Raw genomic sequence first — 18,562 nt, 5'->3', positions numbered from 1 at the left:
TAATCGTCCTAAAAAAGCTTATTTCTGCCAATTTTCAGGAAAATGTGTTTAATTGTAACTTGTTCGCTCGTCTAACTCAGGTCTCTTGGTGGCATCCGAGGTACTAAAGTGCCCAAAAGCACCCGTGAAAGCTGAACCAGTCCGCTCTAAATAATGAGAAAATGTTAAGTTATCTATCATAAAAACTTGGTGGCAGAATTATGGCTCAAATTCAATTTTCCAGAGGGATCAACGAAGAAGTCATACCGGATGTAAAGCTAACCCGCTCTAAGAGTGGCGCTCATGGCACCGCTACGTTTTATTTTGAAAGTCCCAACGCCTTTAACACCGAAACCTCAGGGGAAATCACTGGGATGTACATGGTTGACGAGGAAGGAGAACTGTTGACGAGAGAAGTCAAGGGCGTATTCGTCAACGGTCAAGCAAAAGACCTCCAAGCAACTTACCTGATGAAGTCTCCTGAAGAATGGGATCGCTTCATGCGCTTCATGCAACGGTATGCAAAAGATCATGGTTTGGAACTTAGCCAGTCCTAAATAAAGAGCTAAGTGCTTGGGGCACAGGCAATACCCATGCAATCCGGTTCGGATAAGCTCATTTGCCTACCAGTAACCTCCGGTAGAGACGCGAAATGGTGCGGCACTGCACTGCGTTAACGTGTCGCAGCACGAATGCACCATTTCGCTAATGCGTCTCTACACCCCTCCACTGAGCGGTTGAAACTGCACACCGACAGCAAGCACACATGAAAACCTGCCGGGAGCAGGTTACAGAACCCTTGATTTTCGGTTGGTTCGCGCTTTTAGGACTTGGAATGCAATCGCCGCAAAATTCCATTCTGAGGGCTTGGTGCAAAATTTGAGTTAACCGAACAGTATTTGAATGCGCGTGCCCTTACCGAGAGCTAGCGAAATCAGGAGTCAAGATTCGTAGGAACGGTTAATCGGACAGCCGTGTGGCAGTAAGATATCCCAGAAAAGCCCGTTTTTAAAAACTCAAAACTCTTGAGGGAATAGCTTACCCATGACCAATCTACCTCACCCAGACCCGGAGAGGATGACAGTGACTTGCGCTGTTATCACTGTTAGCGATACGCGATCGCCCGAAACCGACAAAAGCGGTCAATTGATTAAACAGTTACTCCGAGATGCCGGTCATGCGGTCTCAGAGTACGCCATTCTCAAAGATGAACCGGAGGAGATTCGGGCGCAGCTGCAAGCACTCGCCCAACGCCCGGATCTGGATGCTTTGATCTTCAATGGAGGCACTGGCATCGCGCCGAGAGATACCACCTACGACGCTCTAGAAAGCTTGCTCTCAAAAATCTTGCCTGGATTTGGCGAATTGTTCCGGTTTCTCAGTTATCAAGAAATTGGCTCGCGGGCGATCGCATCTCGCGCCGTTGCCGGTGTCTATCAAACCAAATTGGTATTTTCCATCCCCGGTTCTACCAATGCCGTTAAACTTGCCATCCAACAGCTAATTTTGCCAGAAATTGTTCACTTAGTTAGCCAGCTACAGAAAAGTGAGGAGTGAAGAGTTAGGACTGAGGACTGAGGGCTGAGGACTGAGAAGTGAAGAGTTAGGAGTCAGGAATCAGGAGTCAAGAGCCAGGAATCAGGAGTCAAGAGTCAGGAGTGAAGGCGTCTTACAGGCGAGTCAGTGAGAAATAGAGGGGGATAGGCGAGTGAAAGATAGAGTAGAGCGATTTGAAGATTTGATTGCTTGGCAAAAAGCTAGAATCCTTACAAAATCAATTTATCAAGTCACTCAACAGGGTGATTTTGCAAAAGACTTTGGGCTTTCTAGGCAAATTCAACCAGCAGCAGTCTCCATAATGTCTAATATTGCAGAAGGCTTCGAGCGAGGTGGTCGGGCAGAGTTTCATCAGTTTCTTTCTATCGCCAAATCTTCTTGTGCCGAACTTCGTTCTCAACTCTATGTCGCCTTTGATATTGGTTATCTCAAGCAGACTGAATTCAACCAGCTTTTAACACAGGCACAAGAAGTTGCTCGAATTACAGGCGGTCTTCGCGCTGCCGTTGAGAAACAAAAATACCAACAAAAAAGGACTGAGGATTGAGGACTGGGCTAGAAGAAAAGAAATATTTAAAAGCAGTCAATTTTTCTCCAGTTTCTTCTTACTTCTTCCTCTTTTCCTCAGTCCTCAGTCCTCAACCCTCAGTCCTCACTCTTCAGTCCTCACTTCCTTTGCTCTTAACGGACGCTAATCGGTCGGGTCCGTTGAGGTTTATTGGGTTGGGCAAGGCGGGTGTTTTCCAAAGCTGCGATCGCGCGAGCATATTGGGGATCTTGCTGAGTTCCCACCAGTGATGGATTCGTCCCCAGACGCTTTCGCTGATCGTCGTTCAGGTCAATCTTGATATCCGGAGTCACCCCCTTGTGGCTGATATCCGTTCCTAGGGGCGTGTAGTAGTGGGCAATCGTGACCGCTAAACCCGAACCATCGGAGAGAGAATGTACCGACTGCACTAACGCTTTGCCAAAGGTTTGAGAGCCAATAATTGTGGCTCGACCATTATCCTTCAACGCACCTGAGAGAATCTCGCTGGCGCTTGCCGAGTTGCCATCTACCAGCACAGCCAAAGGCAACTGTGTCAGCGCCGTGCGATTTGTCGCAAATTCTTCGTTGTCTCCCTTGCGGTCTACGGTACGGACGATAGCACCTTTGTCCATCCACATCCGGGCAATTTCCACACTCGCGTGCAATAATCCACCCGGATTTCCCCGCAAATCCAATACAAAAGCATCTACTTTGTCGTTATTCAGGGATTGGATAGCGCGGCGCATCTGCTCTGCTGAGTGAGCGCTAAATTCATTCAGACGGATATAGCCAACGCGCAACTTGCCTTCCTGCTTGACCGACTGACGGACGGCTGCTATTTCAATCTGCGCTCTGGTCAATGTCACATCAAAGTCGCCTTTTCCGTCTCGTGACAGCTTAAGCTTTACTTTCGTCCCCACCTCACCCCGAATCAGGTTAGCGGCGGCTTCCACACTCATCCCTTTTGTGGCTTTGCCATCAATTGTCAAAATCTTGTCCCCAGTCTGAAGTCCCGCTCTCACTGCTGGGGAATTCTCAATGGGTTCTACGACGGTAAGAACCTGAGTCTTTTCGTTCAGTTCCAAGCGCAAGCCGACGCCAGAAAGTTCGCCGGAAGTTTGACTGGTGAGGGCTTGGTACTGTTTAGGATCTAAAAAGCGGGTGTAGGGATCGCCTAAGGTTTCCAATGCTTCCCGAATCGCCTTATAGGCATCTTCACGGGAATTATAGTTTTTGTTCAACAGCTGTTGCCGCTTTGCTTGCCAATCCACCTGATTAAAGGTGCCATCAACATACTCGCGGTTGACAATTTGCCATGCCTCATCGACGACTGATTTTGGACTTTCCTGTAGAGCAGCGCGAACGGAGGAGCCAAAGAAAGATAAAGCTGCTGTCGTAGCGATCGCTCCACCAAAGAGAGCAACATGGAGCAAGGAAAAGTTTTTTGGGGATGGATTCATGAACGGTGGCTCGAACGGGTGGGGTTTAATGTGTAGATACCGCGTGACGCCTGAAACGAACTATTTCTAAGATACTCAGGTTAATTAACCAGGCTGCATCAATTTTGTGCCAGTTCGCCCAGTGTCCTCCTTATTCGTCTCTGTAACAAGGATAACAGTCTAATTTAGCTAGACTCCCCTGCAAATTTTTGTCTACCTAAGTGTAATCGCCGCCAGAGTAAAAGAACAACAAAATCGCTTGGCTAGCTAAAGTAGTGTTAAGCATCGGCTAAATACCCTTCAAATTCTCAAAATGCCCGGAAAACGCAGAGGTAGTTCAACTGTGCGCGATCGCATCAACTTATCTAGGCGGGCTGGTTTCAGAAGATGGCGACAACTTCTAACACCAGGGATCGCTATCTTTAGCGTCATCTTGGGGACATGGTTATTAACTATTATGCTAACTTTGCGCTCTGCGGCGTCCGGTCCAGTAGATGCCTATTTGGTTTTAGGAGGTAGTATTCGTAGAGAAATATACGTAGCTCAGCTTGCAAAAGAATACCCGCAAACCCGCATATTAATTTCTCAAGGTTCTCCCGAACCGTGCATTTTGCTAATTTTTCAACGGGAAAATGCTCCCATAGAGCGAGTTTGGTTAGAAAAGTGTGCAGACTCCACCTTTGGTAACTTCTACTATAGTGTGCCGATTCTACGCGAATGGGGAGTAAAAAAAGTCAAACTAATTACTTCCGGTACCCATCTACCACGAGCTAAGTGGCTAGCACAGATTCTCATGGGCGCTCAAGGCATTTGGGTAGAGCCAGAGATTGTTCCCGAACAAGGCATTCCTGGCAATCGAGAATCCTCTTTCAAGACAGGATTGGACTTATCTCGTAGTTTGTTGTGGGCAATGGTGAGTCAGGTTTATCAGCCTAAATGTTCAAAATTAATTCCCCTGAAGGATGTAGATATAAAAGATTGGCGTCAGCGGGGTTTTAAGTGCGAACACCAGGGGAATATTCAGTAGCGAGTCGCGATCGCATTCTCTTACCCAGCCGTAACAAATGCGATCGCCGACTCATTTTTTAATAAACCGCAGTTTGAGCAGCCATTGCTCGAATGGTAGACAAGGGAATTTCATAGAAGTACCTTTGGCGAAATTGTTCTTCTTGAACTGCTGCGATAAATTGTTCAATGGCTGTCTCTGCTTTCGGTAATTGTGCGTTCCCTAAATCAGAATGACCGGCATCTTCCTGGGAATGCCAAGTAATTTGAACCATCCAGTCGAGTTGTTTAACATGGAAGCCGAGATGAGAGATGGCTTCTAATCCGAGTTGGAGAGTGCGATCGCTAATTCCCAGCTTTTGGTGCAGTTGAGTATACGTCGCCTCTTGACCCGTGCGACTGAGGTATTTGGCAATTCCTAACAGTTGCAGCCAGATTTGGCTGGGGGGAACGGGTTCTGGGGGAGGATACGCGATCGCGAGGGTTTGATTTGCCTGAATTGCCCGCCTGAACCACACTTGCAGCTCATCCCAGCTACTGGGGCACTCTCGAACTGGCAGAACTGATAGCGCAGCAGTAGCAAGTGCGGACTCCTCACGACAGTCTAAAATCCAGTCTATCTGGTTCGGAGTGCCTAACTGCTGCGGCTGTTCTAAAGAACGCACGGCAATTATCCGCACTTCATAGTGAGGTCTAATCCCTTTATTAGGATTTTCGTAGCTATTAAAATCAAGCTCGACAATTGCATCGCATCTACCTTGGGGTAGCTCTTCCTTATAATGTCCCCACCAGATTCCGGAAAACCCAGTTTCGCAAGAGTTATCCCGAATTTTAAAAGTAGTTTTGATATATTGAACTTTTGCGCCTTTTAAGTCCTGAGTATTGCTATTCCAACTATTTTCAAACCAGCAATTTTGAATGAGCAATTTTGGTGCTGAATTGCCCATTCCGCAGGGTTCTAATAGTTTCAGTTCCCAAAATAAATCTCTTCCTAATTCACTGACCGTACACACCAAATCTGCCTGCACAATCGGCGCTAAAGGTGTCCCATCTGGGGTGCCCACAGAAGCTCGCAATTGCTGGTTAACAGCTTCTGTAAACAGGGGAATCTTATCAACTGGGAGACTCAACCCAGCGGCAAAGGGATGACCGCCAAATCGATGTAAGAGGTGTTCTTGCGCTTTCACCAACTGGTAAAGATCGACTTGATTCACAGAACGGGCGGAACCGCGTGCTAAAGCGTTTTCACTCAAGTCGCCCTCTGTACTCAACAAAATCGTAGGACGCCCTGTTTCCTGCGCCACTTGCCCCGCCACTAAACCCAAGACACCGACAGGCCATTGCGTATCGCAAAGAACAATCACGCTAGTCGTTGATAAGTCCAGCTGGCTTAATTTTTTATTAACTTCAGCGGCGACATCTTTTTGCAACGACTTGCGACGGGCATTGGCTAATTCTGTTTCTAATGCCAACTGCTGACAGCGCTTCTCATCGCGGCTGGTAAGTAACTCCACACAGAAGGAAGCATCGCCTTGAATGCGGCTAACAGCGTTAATTCTAGGGCCAAGACCGAAAGAAATGTCCGTTGGGCGATCGCCACTTTTCTGACACAATTCTAATAGACGAGCAACCCCAGGACGATTCCGCTTTTTAGTTTGCTGTTGCAGCACTGAAATTCCTCGCTGTGCCAGGTAGCGACAATCACCGCTTAACTGCACTAAATCGGCAATTAAACCAATTGCCACTAAATCCAATAAATCTTCTAACGGCTGTTGGGGAACATCCGGCAAAGTTTCATAAAGTGCTTCTACTAACTTATAGGCAACTGCCACACCCGAAAGGTGAAACATCGGATGATCTTTGGATAAATAGCGGGGGTTGATGATAGCTGTCAACGCTGGACGTTCCTCTGGCAGGGTGTGGTGATCCGTGACAATTACATCAATCCCTAGTTGATGGGCATATTCAATTTCCTTCAGATTTGTGCTGCCAGTGTCGCAAGTTACAATTAGCTTCGTTCCATCCTGGGCAAGGGCGTCAATTCCCCGTTCATTGAGTCCATGAGACTCCGTTAAACGATTGGGAATGTAATAAACTAGCTGCTGCTGGGTAAAAAACTGTCCCAGTCCATCCCAGAGAACCGATGTTGCAGTAATCCCATCAGCATCAAAATCTCCCCAAATGGCAACTTTTTCCCCCGCGTTACGGGCTTTTATTAATCGTTCCACAGCCCATTGCATTTCCTGCCCAAATTCAAAGGGACTTGCCGGGTGATACAACTGAGAATTTAAAAACCCCGACAATTGTTCAATATCGCGAATCCCCCGTTGCCACAACAGCTGTGCGGCATAATGTCCGGGTAATCCTGGGGCGTGGCGTCTGACTTCGTCAATAAATCCCGCCGGTGGTTCAACCGTTGACTGGATTTGCCATTGAAGTTGCTGCTGTGACATTTTTCTTTTTATCCCTCTTTCTGGCATCCTATCTCACAATAACTGTAAAAGAGATAAAGAAAGAGAGCGATAGCGACCAAAGGTTTAGGTAAAATAGATTGTAACTCGACAACAATTTTTATATTGCCAAATTAAAGAGGCGGCAATGGAAGCGATCGCTTTTTCATTGTATGGTAAACATTGCCGACAATACTTATTTAAGTAGGGCTATACTAAACTTAATATAGATATAATAAATTCCTGCAAATATACCCCTATATCTGACTATTACGGAAGCACAACAAATGCTAGAATTGCCAGATAAATTGGCTTGTGAGCCAGCTATTATCACTAAAAATGGCAAACTTATGATAATTACATTAAGTTTTGAACAGCTTGAATCTCTGGTTAAAAAAATGGAGATATTGTCCAAGCGAGAATTTATGATTCAGTTGCAAGAGGGTATCCAGCAAGCTGATACAGGGGAAACTATAAGCTTAGAAGAGTTAAAGGCTATTTAAAAATGGAGCCTGTTGTAAAATACCAAGTCACTTTAATTGCGCGAACGCAACAACTATTAGTTGCAATAAAATACCCTTGAGAACAAATACTATTAATTTTGGCACGAATAGACAAACTTAAGCATTATCTGGAAAAGTAGGAAAAAGCTTTATCAGAGTTGTATTTTAAAGTTACTTAAATGATTAAACTTCCTAAAGCTTGTATCCGGAATATCTATAAGCAAGGGTCTCGGTAATTTTACGGTTGCTTCAAAAAAAGTCTTAAGTATAAAATTTTAAGATAATTCTTTAAACATCTATTATGAATCCTGATGAAATTTTGAAATATATTACAGATGACTTCTCAAATTTAGACGACAATGCCAGAAAGCAGAAGGCATCTGAAGTTCGGAGCATATGCGCCACTTTTGCAGGTGGACTTATTATAATTCCTATTCCTTTTGCAGACATTTTTACTATTACGCCTGTTCAGTATCTGATGGTTCGAGCTATAGGCAATATCTATGGCTATAAGCTAGATGAGAACGCTGCTAAAGAGGTAGTGGCAGTTGTTGGAGGTGCATGGTTAGGTCAACAAACTTGCTTGGCTCTTTTCAAAATTGGTTTACCAGGGGCAGGAGGTGCTGTCGGTTCAGCCTTTGTTTTTGGCTGGACTTATGGAATGGGTAAGGCAGCAGAACTTTATTTTGAAAGTGGCATGACTGCTACAAAAGAAGAAATAAAAAATGCTCGTAGTAGTGGGGAAAAAGAGGCAAAGAATACATACGAGAAAATAAAAGTTCAAAATGATGATTTAAAAGAACGTATCGATGTTATGCGTTCTATGGGTTCTACAAAAGAGCAAATTATTTACGCTCTGTGGGGTGCCAAAAGTGGTGAAAGCGAAACGTACAGACAAGCAGAAACAGAGTACAAGAGACTGATAGGAGAGTAGTGCCAGGATAGGCTTTTTGCCCACCTTAGTAAGTGATGCGATCGCACCCTCAGTACAGAAGACTAGAGAAAAAGCGCGATCGCATTCATCGGAGCTGTTAAGACAGCAAAGGGGGTTTAGGTAAAATTTTGTTGCACGATGATTATCAAGAGAGTGGCAAAAAGCGCGATCGCCTTTTTGGAGGGTGCGTTTCTCTTAGCACCCTAAATTCGCAACTAATGAGGTAAAACCTGCTTTAATGCCTCCACAAGGCGATCCACAGTCTCTGGACGACTGTTGAATCCCATAAGACCCACACGCCAGACTTTACCCGCGAGTTCGCCCAGTCCGCCCCCAATTTCGATATTGTGTTCGTTGAGCAGCTGACGCGCGATCGCTTTGCCATCCACACCCTCTGGAATGCAAACAGTGGTTAGCGTTGGTAGGCGAAACTCTCGTTTAACGTGCATAGTAAGTCCTAAGTTTTCTAAACTTTCCCAGAGATACTCGACGTTCTTTTGATGGCGCGTCCAGCTATTTTCGATTCCTTCTTCTGCAATCAAACGCAACGCTTCCCGCAGAGCATAGTACAAGTTAATTGGAGCAGTGTGGTGATAGGTGCGTTCCTTACCCCAATACTTACTCAACAACGTCATATCTAAATACCAGTTAGCCACCTTCGTGCCACGTTGTTGCAATTTCTCAATTGCACGAGGACTCATCGTAAACGGCGAAGCACCGGGAGGACAACCTAATCCTTTCTGGCTACAGCTATAAGCTAAGTCAACCTTCCACTCATCCAGAAACAAGGGGACGCCCCCCAGACTGGTAACACTATCCACTAATAGCAGACAGTCAAATTCACGGCAGAGGTCGCCGACTCCTTCCAAGGGTTGGCGTGCCCCCGTGGAGGTCTCGGCATGGACTAAAGCCAGAATCGCTGGGCGATGAGTTTCTAAGGCGGTTCGGAGTTCGTCTATGGGGAACACTTGCCCCCAAGGTTTGGTAATCGTTCGCACATCCGCACCATATCGTCCTGCCATATCCACGAGGCGGTTGCCAAAGTACCCGCTAACGCCCACTAGAACCACATCTCCGGGTTCGGTGACGTTGGCAATGGTTGCTTCCATTGCTGCCGTTCCCGTCCCGCTGACTGCAATGGTGAGGGGGTTTTCTGTCTGCCAAACATAGCGCAGCAACATCTGAATTTCGTCCATCAGTGCCAGAAATGCTGGATCGAGGTGCCCCACCGGAGGGGTATTCATCGCCTGAAGGACAGCAGGATGGGCATTGGATGGGCCTGGACCCAGCAGCAAACGAGTCGGGATTTCTAGAGGGGCGAGTTGCAACCGAGTTGTGTTGTTAATTGAGGAGGTTAGGGTCATGATTGGTTCTAGGCTCGATCAAGCGAGGACTATTTTAGAGTCTAAAGGTTAGCTGAGTGCAAGTAACGCTACTGATATAGCAGTCTTAAATAATTCGCGAAGGCGAGATCCCGGACTTCTTAAAGAAGTCCGGGATCTGAAGGGCTGCTTCACAGCTCAAATAGAATTGCGATAAATCGTATAAGAGACTGTTTTCAAAGAAAAACTGAAAGCAGAAACTTAAGGACTTGTTGGTGTTTTTAAAGTAGTCCTAAGGCTTGAAGACTGCGCCGGGTGATTTCAATGCGATTGACGCCATCGTTATCATTTCGCATATCCATATTTGTGGCAAAGAAATAAACATTTTTGTTCTGTTCCAGATATCCCACAAACCAGCCATTCTCAGGATTCGTACTGTCCGCCCAGCCCGTCTTTCCGCGCAGCACATAGTCTGGAGTTTGTTCGCGCACCATAATATCTTTGACCAAATCTAAGCTGCGTTGGGAAAAGGGTAAGTCGTTGCGATAGAGACGTTGCAGGAACTCAATCTCTTGTTTAGGCGTAATTTTTAAAGGGCCATCTAACCAAAATCGATCGATTTGCTCAGATGTCCCAATTTGACGGTTTCCATAGCCGACTTGATTGATAAATTTCTGCATCCGTTCGTGCCCAATTTTCCGAGCCAAAACTTGGTAGAACCAAACCGTTGAGTCTTTAAAACCTTGGCGCAAGTTGGTGTCTCGGTTCCAAGCTGTGATGTTCCGTTGAATGCCGTCCCAGGTTAAAACAGTCACCTCATCTCGAATCACCCCTGTTTCCAATGCCACAAGCGCGTTGAAAATCTTGAAGGTTGAAGCGGGGAAGAATGCCGTTGAGTTTCGAGGCGCGTTATGTTCGTAGAATTGGTTTTTATTTTGGTCATAAACCACAATTGACCCTTCAATGCCCAGTTCTCGGAAAGAACGCCCTAGGTCTATCCCTTGAGTTGTAGTGATTTCCGAAGTTGGTTGAGGTGGCTGAGAGTTCGCAGCAGTGCCGAGGAAACCGCTAATGGTCAATAGCGCCACGAGGCTAGCAATGGCGATCGCGATCGCTAAGGGCACTTGCTTAATTCGATACATCAGGATTTTCCTTACGTGATTTTCAAACCAGTCCTAATACAGGAATGGGTTTGGCAATTCCTGAAATCTAGTTAGGTATCTGGGTCTTGCTGGCAGCAAATTCAAGTATTGCGACTGTTCTGGAGATACCAGGTATTGAGCGCCAGTTGATGCACCTCGCGCCAGGGAAGGTTATTTGCCTTCGCTAATTCGGCACAATCTTCGTATTCTGGCTGCACATTCGCGATCGCTTTCAGGTCAGGATGCCCTGTCCAGGCAACCTTGACGCGAACGAAGCCATATTCTGTCTGAACCTGTTGAATTTCTCGCTGCAAAATTGAGCGTTGCTGTGTCTGACGCCGGATGCCGAGTGTCGTCGTTTCTCGGAATAAGATCGCTTCGCAAGCGGATATTTGTTCGGGATGGCAAATAACCGTCAGCAAAATGCCAGGACGAGACTTTTTCATCCCAATCGGTTGCGTGAAGACATCCACCGCACCGGCGTTAAACAGTGCCTCAAACACATAGCCGATGGCTTGGGGACTCAAATCATCGATTTGGGTTTCCAGCACCGAAATTATTTCTAAAGAGGGGCTTTCGGAAGGCTGAAGGAATCCCGACTCTTGTTGAGAAGCAAATCGCGTCTCCACACCCTCGCCAATCCAGAGGCGCAGAATATTGGGAATCGGTAACTGACGGGAACCGGCACCATTTCCAACCCGCTGGATCGTCATGGGGGGTGGAGATCCAAAGCCGGTGGCAAGCGTACACGCGATCGCTGCTCCAGTCGGTGTCACCAGTTCCCGATCGATCCCATTACTATAAACTGGCACCTGGCGAGATTCCCACAACTTTAATACAGCCGGTACCGGCACCGCTAGCTGACCGTGAGCTGCTCTAACCATCCCGCCACCAGTGGGGAGTGCCGAACAGTATAGTTCGCCAATCCCCAACCAATCCAAGCCCAGACAAGTGCCGACAATATCTACAATGGCATCAGTCGCCCCGACTTCATGAAAATGAACTTCTTCTGGGGGAATGCCGTGAACCGCTCCTTCTGCGTCTGCCAGCCGTTGAAACACTGCCAAACTGGACGCTTGTACTCGTAACGGAAACTCTGCGGCTGCAATCAACTGGACAATTTCTGGCAAATGCCGCGTCGGGGAATGAGAATGAACCCGATCGCCATCGCCATCGTGATGCTGATGCTGATGCCCACCATTTTGCCGGTGATGTTCGTGGTGGTGATTTGAATCGGTGCGATCGCGATCGCTCAAATCTACGTGAAATTTAGTAGCTTGCTGACCGTTCCGGTGAACGTGTTCGGCTCGTAACTGGTATTCTTGGGAAATTCCCAGCCTCTTGAGCTTTTCTATCAAATAATCTAGGGGAACTCCCGCATCTACAAGTGCCCCCAGGCACATATCACCGGCAATTCCTGTTGGACATTCTAGATACGCTAGCTTGTTCATAAGGAGTAATCAGGAGTCAGGAAAAATTCTGGATTCTGAATTCTGTAGTCTCAGTTCTGGATTCTGCATTATGGCGACAATCTACAATATCCATCCTGATACACCGCAAACTCGTGGAATAGAACAAATAGTAGGTGCCCTAAGAGCAGGCGCTGTGATGCTATATCCCACTGATACTGTCTACGCGATTGGCTGTGACCTAAATGTCAAGTCAGCGGTGGAGCGTGTGAGGCTCCTTAAGCAGCTATCTAATGATAAGCCCCTGACGTTCCTGTGTCCGTCTCTGTCCAACATTGCCCAATATGCCATCGTCAGTGATGTCGCTTATCGGATTATGAGGAATTTAATTCCTGGGACTTACACGTTTCTGCTACCCGCCACCAAATTAGTGCCGAAACTGGTGATGAGTCCTAAGCGCAAAACGACGGGTATTCGGGTTCCGGAGCATACAGTGTGCCAGTCGCTGTTGCAGGCATTAGGCAATCCGATTATTTCCACCTCAGCTCACCTCGTGGATGAGAATGGCAACGCCCCAACCCTAGGGTTGGAGAAGGCAAAATTGTTTGACCAGCTAGACAAGCTAGTCGATCTGATTGTGGACATTGGCTCGGAACCAGGAGATGGGGTTTCCACAATTTTAGATTTGACAGATGAGGAACCTGTCATCGTCCGGCGCGGTCTGGGATGGGAGGCTGCAACGGCTTGGGCGACATCGGTCAGTTGATTTTAGATGAAAGATTAAAGATTAAAGATTGAGTTAAAGCTTTTACATCCAAAATCCCCAATCGCTAATCTAAAATCCCTTTGCGAACTAAAGACAATTAACTACAGCCTCGGCACTAGGGAATTCGGACGATAACCCTACCAGCAATCCACTTCCTGGATTGTCCACTCAACACCAGCTCCTACCGCTTTGCGACAACACTTGTGCGTCGATAGTTTGAGGGGCGCAAGCCCAGATACAGCAAGGGTTAGTGCTTCTTTTAGGTCAGATGGAATGGGGAGAGAGCGTAGAGATGACCCATAGTGAGCTGAGAGTAGTAACACACCCGCTGTCCGGTGTCTAACAATCAGCCCCTACAGTCTATATATAGAGAGTTGAGACGGTCAATCGCAGGCGCTGCCTGAAGGGAGACAAAACTTTTGAACCGTTCTCAGTGGCTCTTGTTGACTTTGAATACTGTCGCTACCAGGGGCTTTCACCATGACAACTATTAATTCTCTCAGCCAATCTTCTGAAAATCTATGCCACTCGACCGAGCAACTGTTGGGAATCGACGTGGAAACGATGACCGACCTGTTGTTAGAGGAATTGCGGACTGAAATCAAAACGACGTCATTGCACGTTCAGGCGATCGCTAACCGGATCGCTCTAGAGGTACAGCGGATTTGCAGCAAGAGTCCGCGCATCCAGACTTCTGGCGAGGTTCGCTCTTGGCAGTTAAATCTGGGACGGCATCGGTTGCAAAAGTGTCTGTCATACTACCGGCTGGGTTCTAAGCGGGGTCGGGTTGAACTGCATAGCAACCTCAGCGCGATGGTTTATCGCTATGTGGTGTCGCCCAACTCTCAGTTAGGTTTTCAAGCCCGCTACAACCTGATTGAGGACTTCTTGCAAGAGTTCTACGCCGAGTCAATCAAAGCTTTCCGGCGGGAAAACGAGCTGACAATAGACTACACTCCCCGCACTCAACTGGAACTGGCGGAGTATATGGCATTCAGCGAACAGTATGCCAAGCGTCGCATCAATTTACCGAATGGCACCAGCCAGCAGCTAATTGTGTTGAGGGCACAGGGGTTTGCTCGCCGCCAGCCTGCTGAGACGAGCATGGATATTGAGAAGGCGATTGAGTTTCCCAGAGGTGAAGATGCGGACACGCAAAGTCGGTCAGCGGCGATGCACCAGCTGCGATCGCAATTGGTTGCCGATACGATTGACCCGGCGGAAGCGGTGTTGCGCGATCGCGTCGTTGCTGAACTGATGGAATACCTGCAAGCCCAAGGTCAAGAGGACTGTGTCAATTACCTGGTTTTAAAGCTGCAAGACCTCTCCGCACCAGAGATTGACGAAATCCTGGGTTTAACTGCACGTCAGCGCGACTACTTACAACAGCGCTTTAAGTACCATGTGGAAAAATTCTCTCGTCAAAACAACTGGAAGCTCGTACATCAATGGTTGGGAGCCGATCTCGACCAAAAACTGGGACTCTCTTCTCAGCAGTGGGAAGCGTTTTGGAATCAACTTTCTCTGGAACAGCAGCAGCTGTTGCAGTTAAAACAAGCTCAAGTTAGCGAGCGGGAAATTGCTCAAACACTCGGATGCACGCCCAAACAGTTGCAAAAGCGCTGGACTCAAGTGCTGGAAATGGCTTGGAAAATCCGCAACCAAGGAGATTTATGACTAATGAGTTTCGAGTGTTGAGTTAAGAAAATTCTTTTAATTCAACACTCATCACTCATCACTTTTCTCTACCCCCACTGAAATTTCCCCGGAATAGAATAGGAACGGGAATCGAGCAAATGCTCCGCCTGACCGACTGCAACAACTTGTCCTGCTGCCAAGATTACTAAACGATCGGCGAGTTCCAGGGCATCGGCTCGTGAATGAGTCACCAGGACAACCGGCAAGTTAAATTGACGTTGAATGGTTTTCAACTCGGTACGAAGGGTTGCTCTCAAATCATCATCGAGGGCGCTGAAAGGTTCATCAAGAAGCAGAATTTTGGGGTAGGGAGCTAAAGCCCGCGCGATCGCTACTCGTTGAGCTTGCCCACCAGAAATCTTCTGCACGGGTTGATGTACCAGATCCTCAAGTTCTAACAAATTTACCAATTCGCGAACGCGCTGCTGCCGCCGGTGCCGTTGCCAGCGGTTGAGAGCAAAGCCAATATTTTCCGCTACGTTCAAATGCCCAAATAAGGCGCAGTTTTGGAAGACATAACCGACATTTCGCCGGTGCGCTGGCAAGTTCAAACGCTCTTTAGTATCCAGGAAGATTGTTCCCGCCACTTCAATCCGGCCCCAGTCCGGACGCAACAACCCTGCGATCGCTTGTAATGTCGAACTCTTGCCACAGCCAGACGGTCCAAATAGAACGGTTAAGCCGCTAGAAACTTCAAACTGAATATTTAAATGAAACTGCCCGCCAATGGTCGCCGACTTAGGCAGAAAATTTTTGCCAAAGGCGACTTTCAGCATGGAATACACATAGAATGTCCCAACGCAATTCCTCTTTAGTTTTGTTAGGGTATATGTTAACAATTGTCAACGAACGCGCACAGCTACTCGGCGGTTATGGCGATCAATCTTGCTCAATCTTCTGCTTCACCCCAGCCACCAGCCCAGAATACAACAGCACTCAGGCAAGTCTTTGAGACGATTCAGGCTGATAGTTGTCCGCACTCCTATAACTTTCATATGCACACCGTCTACTCGGATGGTCGTTTGTCACCGAGTGCGTTGATGGAACAGGCGATCGCGATTGGTCTTAAAGGGCTGGCGATCACCGATCACCATACGATTGGCGGTTTCAAAGAGGCTCAATACTGGCTGCAAAACACCTACACGAATCCTGATTCCGCCCACTTACCCTACTTGTGGATCGGCACCGAAATCACCTCTAGCCTGCTGAACACAGAAGTCCACATCCTTTGCTATGCTTTCGATCCAGAACACTCTGCGATGAAGCAATATCTGAAAGGCTCTGCACCCAAAGGAAGCGATGCTGACGCTGCCAATGTGATTGCCGCCGTCCATCAGTCGGGTGGTTTTGCCGTCTTGGCTCATCCAGCCCGCTACCGCCTTCCTGCTGCAAAACTTATCCCTGCTGCCGCTGAGGCAGGCATTGACGGCGTTGAAACCTACTACGCCTACAACAACCCTAGCCCTTGGCAAACCAGTGCTAGAGAAACCAAGGAGGTGGAACAGCTCGCTGCCACTTATGGTTTGTTCAGCACCTGCGGCACCGATACCCACGGCTTAAATTTGCTCCAACGCCTGTAACACCCAATCCCTCTAGGCAAGCTCCAGAACAGGGCAGGGCTGATTCATTGGTGAGAGAAAAAAGAGAATGAAGAAAATGGAGAGGTAGTCGTTGTCTGCCTTAGTGTAATCCCTCTTTTGTTACTAGGGGGAGAGGAGAATCAGGAAGGAAACCAGAAATAGTAAGTAACAGCGATGGTTACGCCACGTACAGAAGCAGTAAATACAGTCGGCTTCATCGATAACTATTGTCAACACTATTATTCAATATTTGAGGATGTCAGAGGATGTTTGGAAAGACGGAGAGAGTACATAAAGGGTCAGGCAAGTCTGCGTAGCATCAGTCGGCTCATGGCGATATAAATGAACGCTTCTGAGGAAGCTGGGATTCGCTCATAATCGACATTTAAGCGACGACACCAATGCAGCCAACCGTAAGTGCGTTCAACAGTCCAACGCTTAGGAAGTAGGACGAATCCTTGAGCGCCCTCTGGTCGCAGAACCACCTCTAAAAGCCAACGGAAGGTATCAATGACCCAATGTAGAAACGCTTCTCCCGAAAACCCACCATCGACCCAAATTCGAGTCAGTTGAGGAACCCGGTGACGTTCTTGGTTCAACGTTGCGAGCAATTGCTTGGCTCCTTCTCGTTCGGGCACACTGGCTGCAACCACCTGCACGACAATCAACAATCCCAATGTGTCAACCAGAGTAAAGCGGAAAGCGACCTTTAATTTTTTTGCCGCCATCATAGCCAACGGCTTGGTGAACCATGACAGAAGTAGGAACGGTTTGGGAATCCAGACTCGCCGCGGTTGGGTTGCTGTTGCGATTGGCATCAACCCTGACCCATTGAACGAGATGATCGTGAATGCGCTTCCAACTCCCGTCCGAAGCGCCACTTGCGGATATTTGTAGTACACCGTTGAATAGGGTGGATAATCATTAGACCTCCTGCACGAATCGGAAGATAGTGTGCCAGTTTGTAATCGCAGGCGGCACAATTAGAGTGAAACCGTATCGAAGCCTCAGAAGTGCTATGCCGTATCCAGACTTACAACCGCTTTCAGCAGGTGAGTTCAAGCGATTGTGTGGTGTCAGCCGTGCAACTTTTGCCGAGATGGTCACTGTGCTACGCCCGCACCTAGAGCGTCAAGGAAGGCGTGGAGGACAGCCGAAGCTGAGAGTGGAAGACCAACTGCTGGTGGCATTGGAGTATTGGCGAGAGTATCGGAGTCAGTTTCACATTGGAGCCAGTTGGGGTTTGCACGAGACAACGGTGGGGCGGATTATCCACAAGGTGGAAGACCTGCTGATCAAAAGTGGCAAGTTTCGCTTGCCAAGCCAACGGTAGTTGTATCAACCGGGCTGGGAGTGGAACGTGTGGGTGGTAGATGTGGGCGAGATGGAGATTGAACGCCCCAAAACAACAGAAGCGCTACGGAGAGTAGCAAGCAGAAGTGTCATACCTTGAAGGCTCAACTGCTGGTGGACTATGACAGTGGGCAAGTCATTTGTACCGCAGTGGATACGGGCAGAACCCATGACTTTAAGGTACTCAAGCGAAGTCGCTTGCCGTTTGTAACGTCACAAGTGTGTTTAGCTCTTCGAGGCTCTTCCCGGATTCGCCAAACTGCATCGGGGCGCGTGTACACCCACCAAGAAACCACGCAAGCAACCGTTGCCAGCAGAAGAAAAGCAGCATAACCGCGCGTTAGCACGACTGCGAGTGCGGGTTGAGCATGTAATTCGTCGCTTCAAGATTTTTCGCATCTTTTCAGGGCGCTATCGTAACCGTAGGAAACGATTTGGTTTGCGCTTAAACTTGATTGCTGGGCTACTCAACTATGAACTGGCATATGCTTCCTGATTCATGCAGGAGGTCTATTGGGTAAGAGTCGCCAAGCACAACCTGTAACCAGCACATACAATTCGGGCTTGCAACACCAACATCAAGTTGACGCTGCGAGGTCTGCCGTTGTTGGATGCAGGGCTGAGGAGGGATTCAAACAATTCGTATTGTTCAAGGGTTAGATCTGTCGCGTAGGCTAAATTCATGACTTCCTGGAGGGCTGTTTGGATTTTGATATGATTCAGCCTAAACCCCAGGAAGCTTTTCTATCTACTGATATGTTTTGTTACTTCTCAAACATCCTCTCAGGCATTTTGAAGCATTCAAGTATTTACACTTAGGGATGCTATCAGAAATCCCCCAAAAATCCTTGCCCAAAATAGCGAAAACAGTAGGGTTAAAATCCAGTCAATCATTA

At 47.7% G+C, this 18,562-nt stretch carries 17 protein-coding genes and 2 pseudogenes; 11 read left to right on the top strand and 8 right to left on the bottom strand.

The annotated features are described in order from the left end of the window. Positions 1-200: 200 nt before the first annotated feature. The 3 genes from psb28 (at position 201) to NC997_RS24165 (ending at position 2,083) form a co-directional block, all read left to right on the top strand. A complete protein-coding gene (gene psb28, locus NC997_RS24175) occupies positions 201-536 on the top strand; it encodes a photosystem II reaction center protein Psb28 (protein WP_190414836.1) in 336 nt (111 codons plus the stop codon). Between the two features lie 487 nt (positions 537-1,023). Next, complete coding sequence (locus tag NC997_RS24170; RefSeq protein ID WP_190525074.1) at positions 1,024-1,536, top strand: MogA/MoaB family molybdenum cofactor biosynthesis protein; 513 nt, start codon at positions 1,024-1,026, stop codon at positions 1,534-1,536. A 151-nt stretch (positions 1,537-1,687) separates the two neighbouring features. Beyond that, the gene (locus NC997_RS24165) at positions 1,688-2,083 is read left to right on the top strand and encodes a four helix bundle protein (protein ID WP_190525072.1); all 396 of its coding nucleotides are present in this window, start codon (positions 1,688-1,690) and stop codon (positions 2,081-2,083) included. A 134-nt stretch (positions 2,084-2,217) separates the two neighbouring features. Here the strand turns inward: NC997_RS24165 and ctpB are convergent, their stop codons facing one another. After that, a complete protein-coding gene (ctpB, locus tag NC997_RS24160; protein ID WP_190414839.1) occupies positions 2,218-3,525 on the bottom strand; it encodes a carboxyl-terminal processing protease CtpB in 1,308 nt (435 codons plus the stop codon). Between the two features lie 292 nt (positions 3,526-3,817). Here ctpB and NC997_RS24155 point away from each other — a divergent pair, with 292 nt between their 5' ends. Next, positions 3,818-4,531 (top strand): YdcF family protein, encoded by a 714-nt coding sequence (locus NC997_RS24155; protein WP_190428716.1) that lies wholly within the window; start codon positions 3,818-3,820, stop codon positions 4,529-4,531. Positions 4,532-4,589: 58 nt separating this feature from the next. Here the strand turns inward: NC997_RS24155 and recJ are convergent, their stop codons facing one another. Beyond that, on the bottom strand, positions 4,590-6,962 hold the full coding sequence (gene recJ / locus NC997_RS24150; RefSeq protein WP_190525070.1) for a single-stranded-DNA-specific exonuclease RecJ: 2,373 nt from the start codon (positions 6,960-6,962) through the stop codon (positions 4,590-4,592). Between the two features lie 284 nt (positions 6,963-7,246). Between recJ and NC997_RS24145 the strand changes: the two genes are divergently transcribed. After that, positions 7,247-7,462, top strand: a complete 216-nt coding sequence (locus NC997_RS24145) for a hypothetical protein (RefSeq protein WP_199306044.1) — start codon at positions 7,247-7,249, stop codon at positions 7,460-7,462. Positions 7,463-7,763: 301 nt separating this feature from the next. Beyond that, positions 7,764-8,396 carry a DUF697 domain-containing protein gene (locus NC997_RS24140; protein ID WP_190525068.1) on the top strand — a complete coding sequence of 211 codons (633 nt, stop codon included), beginning with the start codon at positions 7,764-7,766 and terminating at the stop codon, positions 8,394-8,396. Between the two features lie 215 nt (positions 8,397-8,611). On the opposite strand, the gene NC997_RS24135 is transcribed toward NC997_RS24140, so the two are convergent. From NC997_RS24135 to larC, 3 genes are all read right to left on the bottom strand, one after another. Continuing rightward, complete coding sequence (locus NC997_RS24135) at positions 8,612-9,760, bottom strand: alanine--glyoxylate aminotransferase family protein (protein WP_190525066.1); 1,149 nt, start codon at positions 9,758-9,760, stop codon at positions 8,612-8,614. Between the two features lie 239 nt (positions 9,761-9,999). Next, positions 10,000-10,860, bottom strand: a complete 861-nt coding sequence (gene blaOXA / locus NC997_RS24130; RefSeq protein ID WP_190525064.1) for a class D beta-lactamase — start codon at positions 10,858-10,860, stop codon at positions 10,000-10,002. A 101-nt stretch (positions 10,861-10,961) separates the two neighbouring features. Then, the gene (gene larC / locus NC997_RS24125; protein WP_190525062.1) at positions 10,962-12,311 is read right to left on the bottom strand and encodes a nickel pincer cofactor biosynthesis protein LarC; all 1,350 of its coding nucleotides are present in this window, start codon (positions 12,309-12,311) and stop codon (positions 10,962-10,964) included. A gap of 70 nt (positions 12,312-12,381) precedes the next feature. On the opposite strand from larC, the gene NC997_RS24120 reads away from it, so the two are divergent. After that, a complete protein-coding gene (locus NC997_RS24120) occupies positions 12,382-13,035 on the top strand; it encodes an L-threonylcarbamoyladenylate synthase (protein ID WP_190414847.1) in 654 nt (217 codons plus the stop codon). Between the two features lie 480 nt (positions 13,036-13,515). Continuing rightward, a complete protein-coding gene (locus tag NC997_RS24115) occupies positions 13,516-14,712 on the top strand; it encodes a HetZ-related protein (RefSeq protein WP_190525060.1) in 1,197 nt (398 codons plus the stop codon). A 68-nt stretch (positions 14,713-14,780) separates the two neighbouring features. On the opposite strand, the gene NC997_RS24110 is transcribed toward NC997_RS24115, so the two are convergent. Then, positions 14,781-15,509 (bottom strand): ATP-binding cassette domain-containing protein, encoded by a 729-nt coding sequence (locus tag NC997_RS24110; RefSeq protein ID WP_190414849.1) that lies wholly within the window; start codon positions 15,507-15,509, stop codon positions 14,781-14,783. Between the two features lie 96 nt (positions 15,510-15,605). Between NC997_RS24110 and NC997_RS24105 the strand changes: the two genes are divergently transcribed. Continuing rightward, positions 15,606-16,313, top strand: a complete 708-nt coding sequence (locus NC997_RS24105) for a PHP domain-containing protein (protein ID WP_190525058.1) — start codon at positions 15,606-15,608, stop codon at positions 16,311-16,313. Positions 16,314-16,612: 299 nt separating this feature from the next. Here NC997_RS24105 and NC997_RS24100 read toward each other — a convergent pair whose 3' ends face one another. Beyond that, a complete protein-coding gene (locus tag NC997_RS24100; protein ID WP_190525056.1) occupies positions 16,613-17,131 on the bottom strand; it encodes a transposase in 519 nt (172 codons plus the stop codon). A 200-nt stretch (positions 17,132-17,331) separates the two neighbouring features. On the opposite strand from NC997_RS24100, the pseudogene NC997_RS24095 reads away from it, so the two are divergent. After that, positions 17,332-18,162: pseudogene (locus NC997_RS24095) on the top strand (IS5 family transposase). Positions 18,163-18,176: 14 nt separating this feature from the next. Here the strand turns inward: NC997_RS24095 and NC997_RS24090 are convergent. Next, positions 18,177-18,350: a hypothetical protein gene (locus tag NC997_RS24090; protein WP_190525054.1), complete on the bottom strand. Its 174-nt coding sequence runs from the start codon at positions 18,348-18,350 to the stop codon at positions 18,177-18,179. Positions 18,351-18,448: 98 nt separating this feature from the next. Between NC997_RS24090 and NC997_RS24085 the strand changes: the two are divergent. Then, a pseudogene (locus NC997_RS24085) lies at positions 18,449-18,562 on the top strand (IS701 family transposase); the annotation flags it as partial.

Source organism: Trichocoleus sp. DQ-A2 (assembly GCF_039961915.1).
Taxonomy (GTDB): Bacteria; Cyanobacteriota; Cyanobacteriia; order Cyanobacteriales; family FACHB-T130; genus FACHB-T130.
Note: the sequence above shows the minus strand (reverse complement) of the source record. Positions and strands in the feature narration are given on the sequence as shown.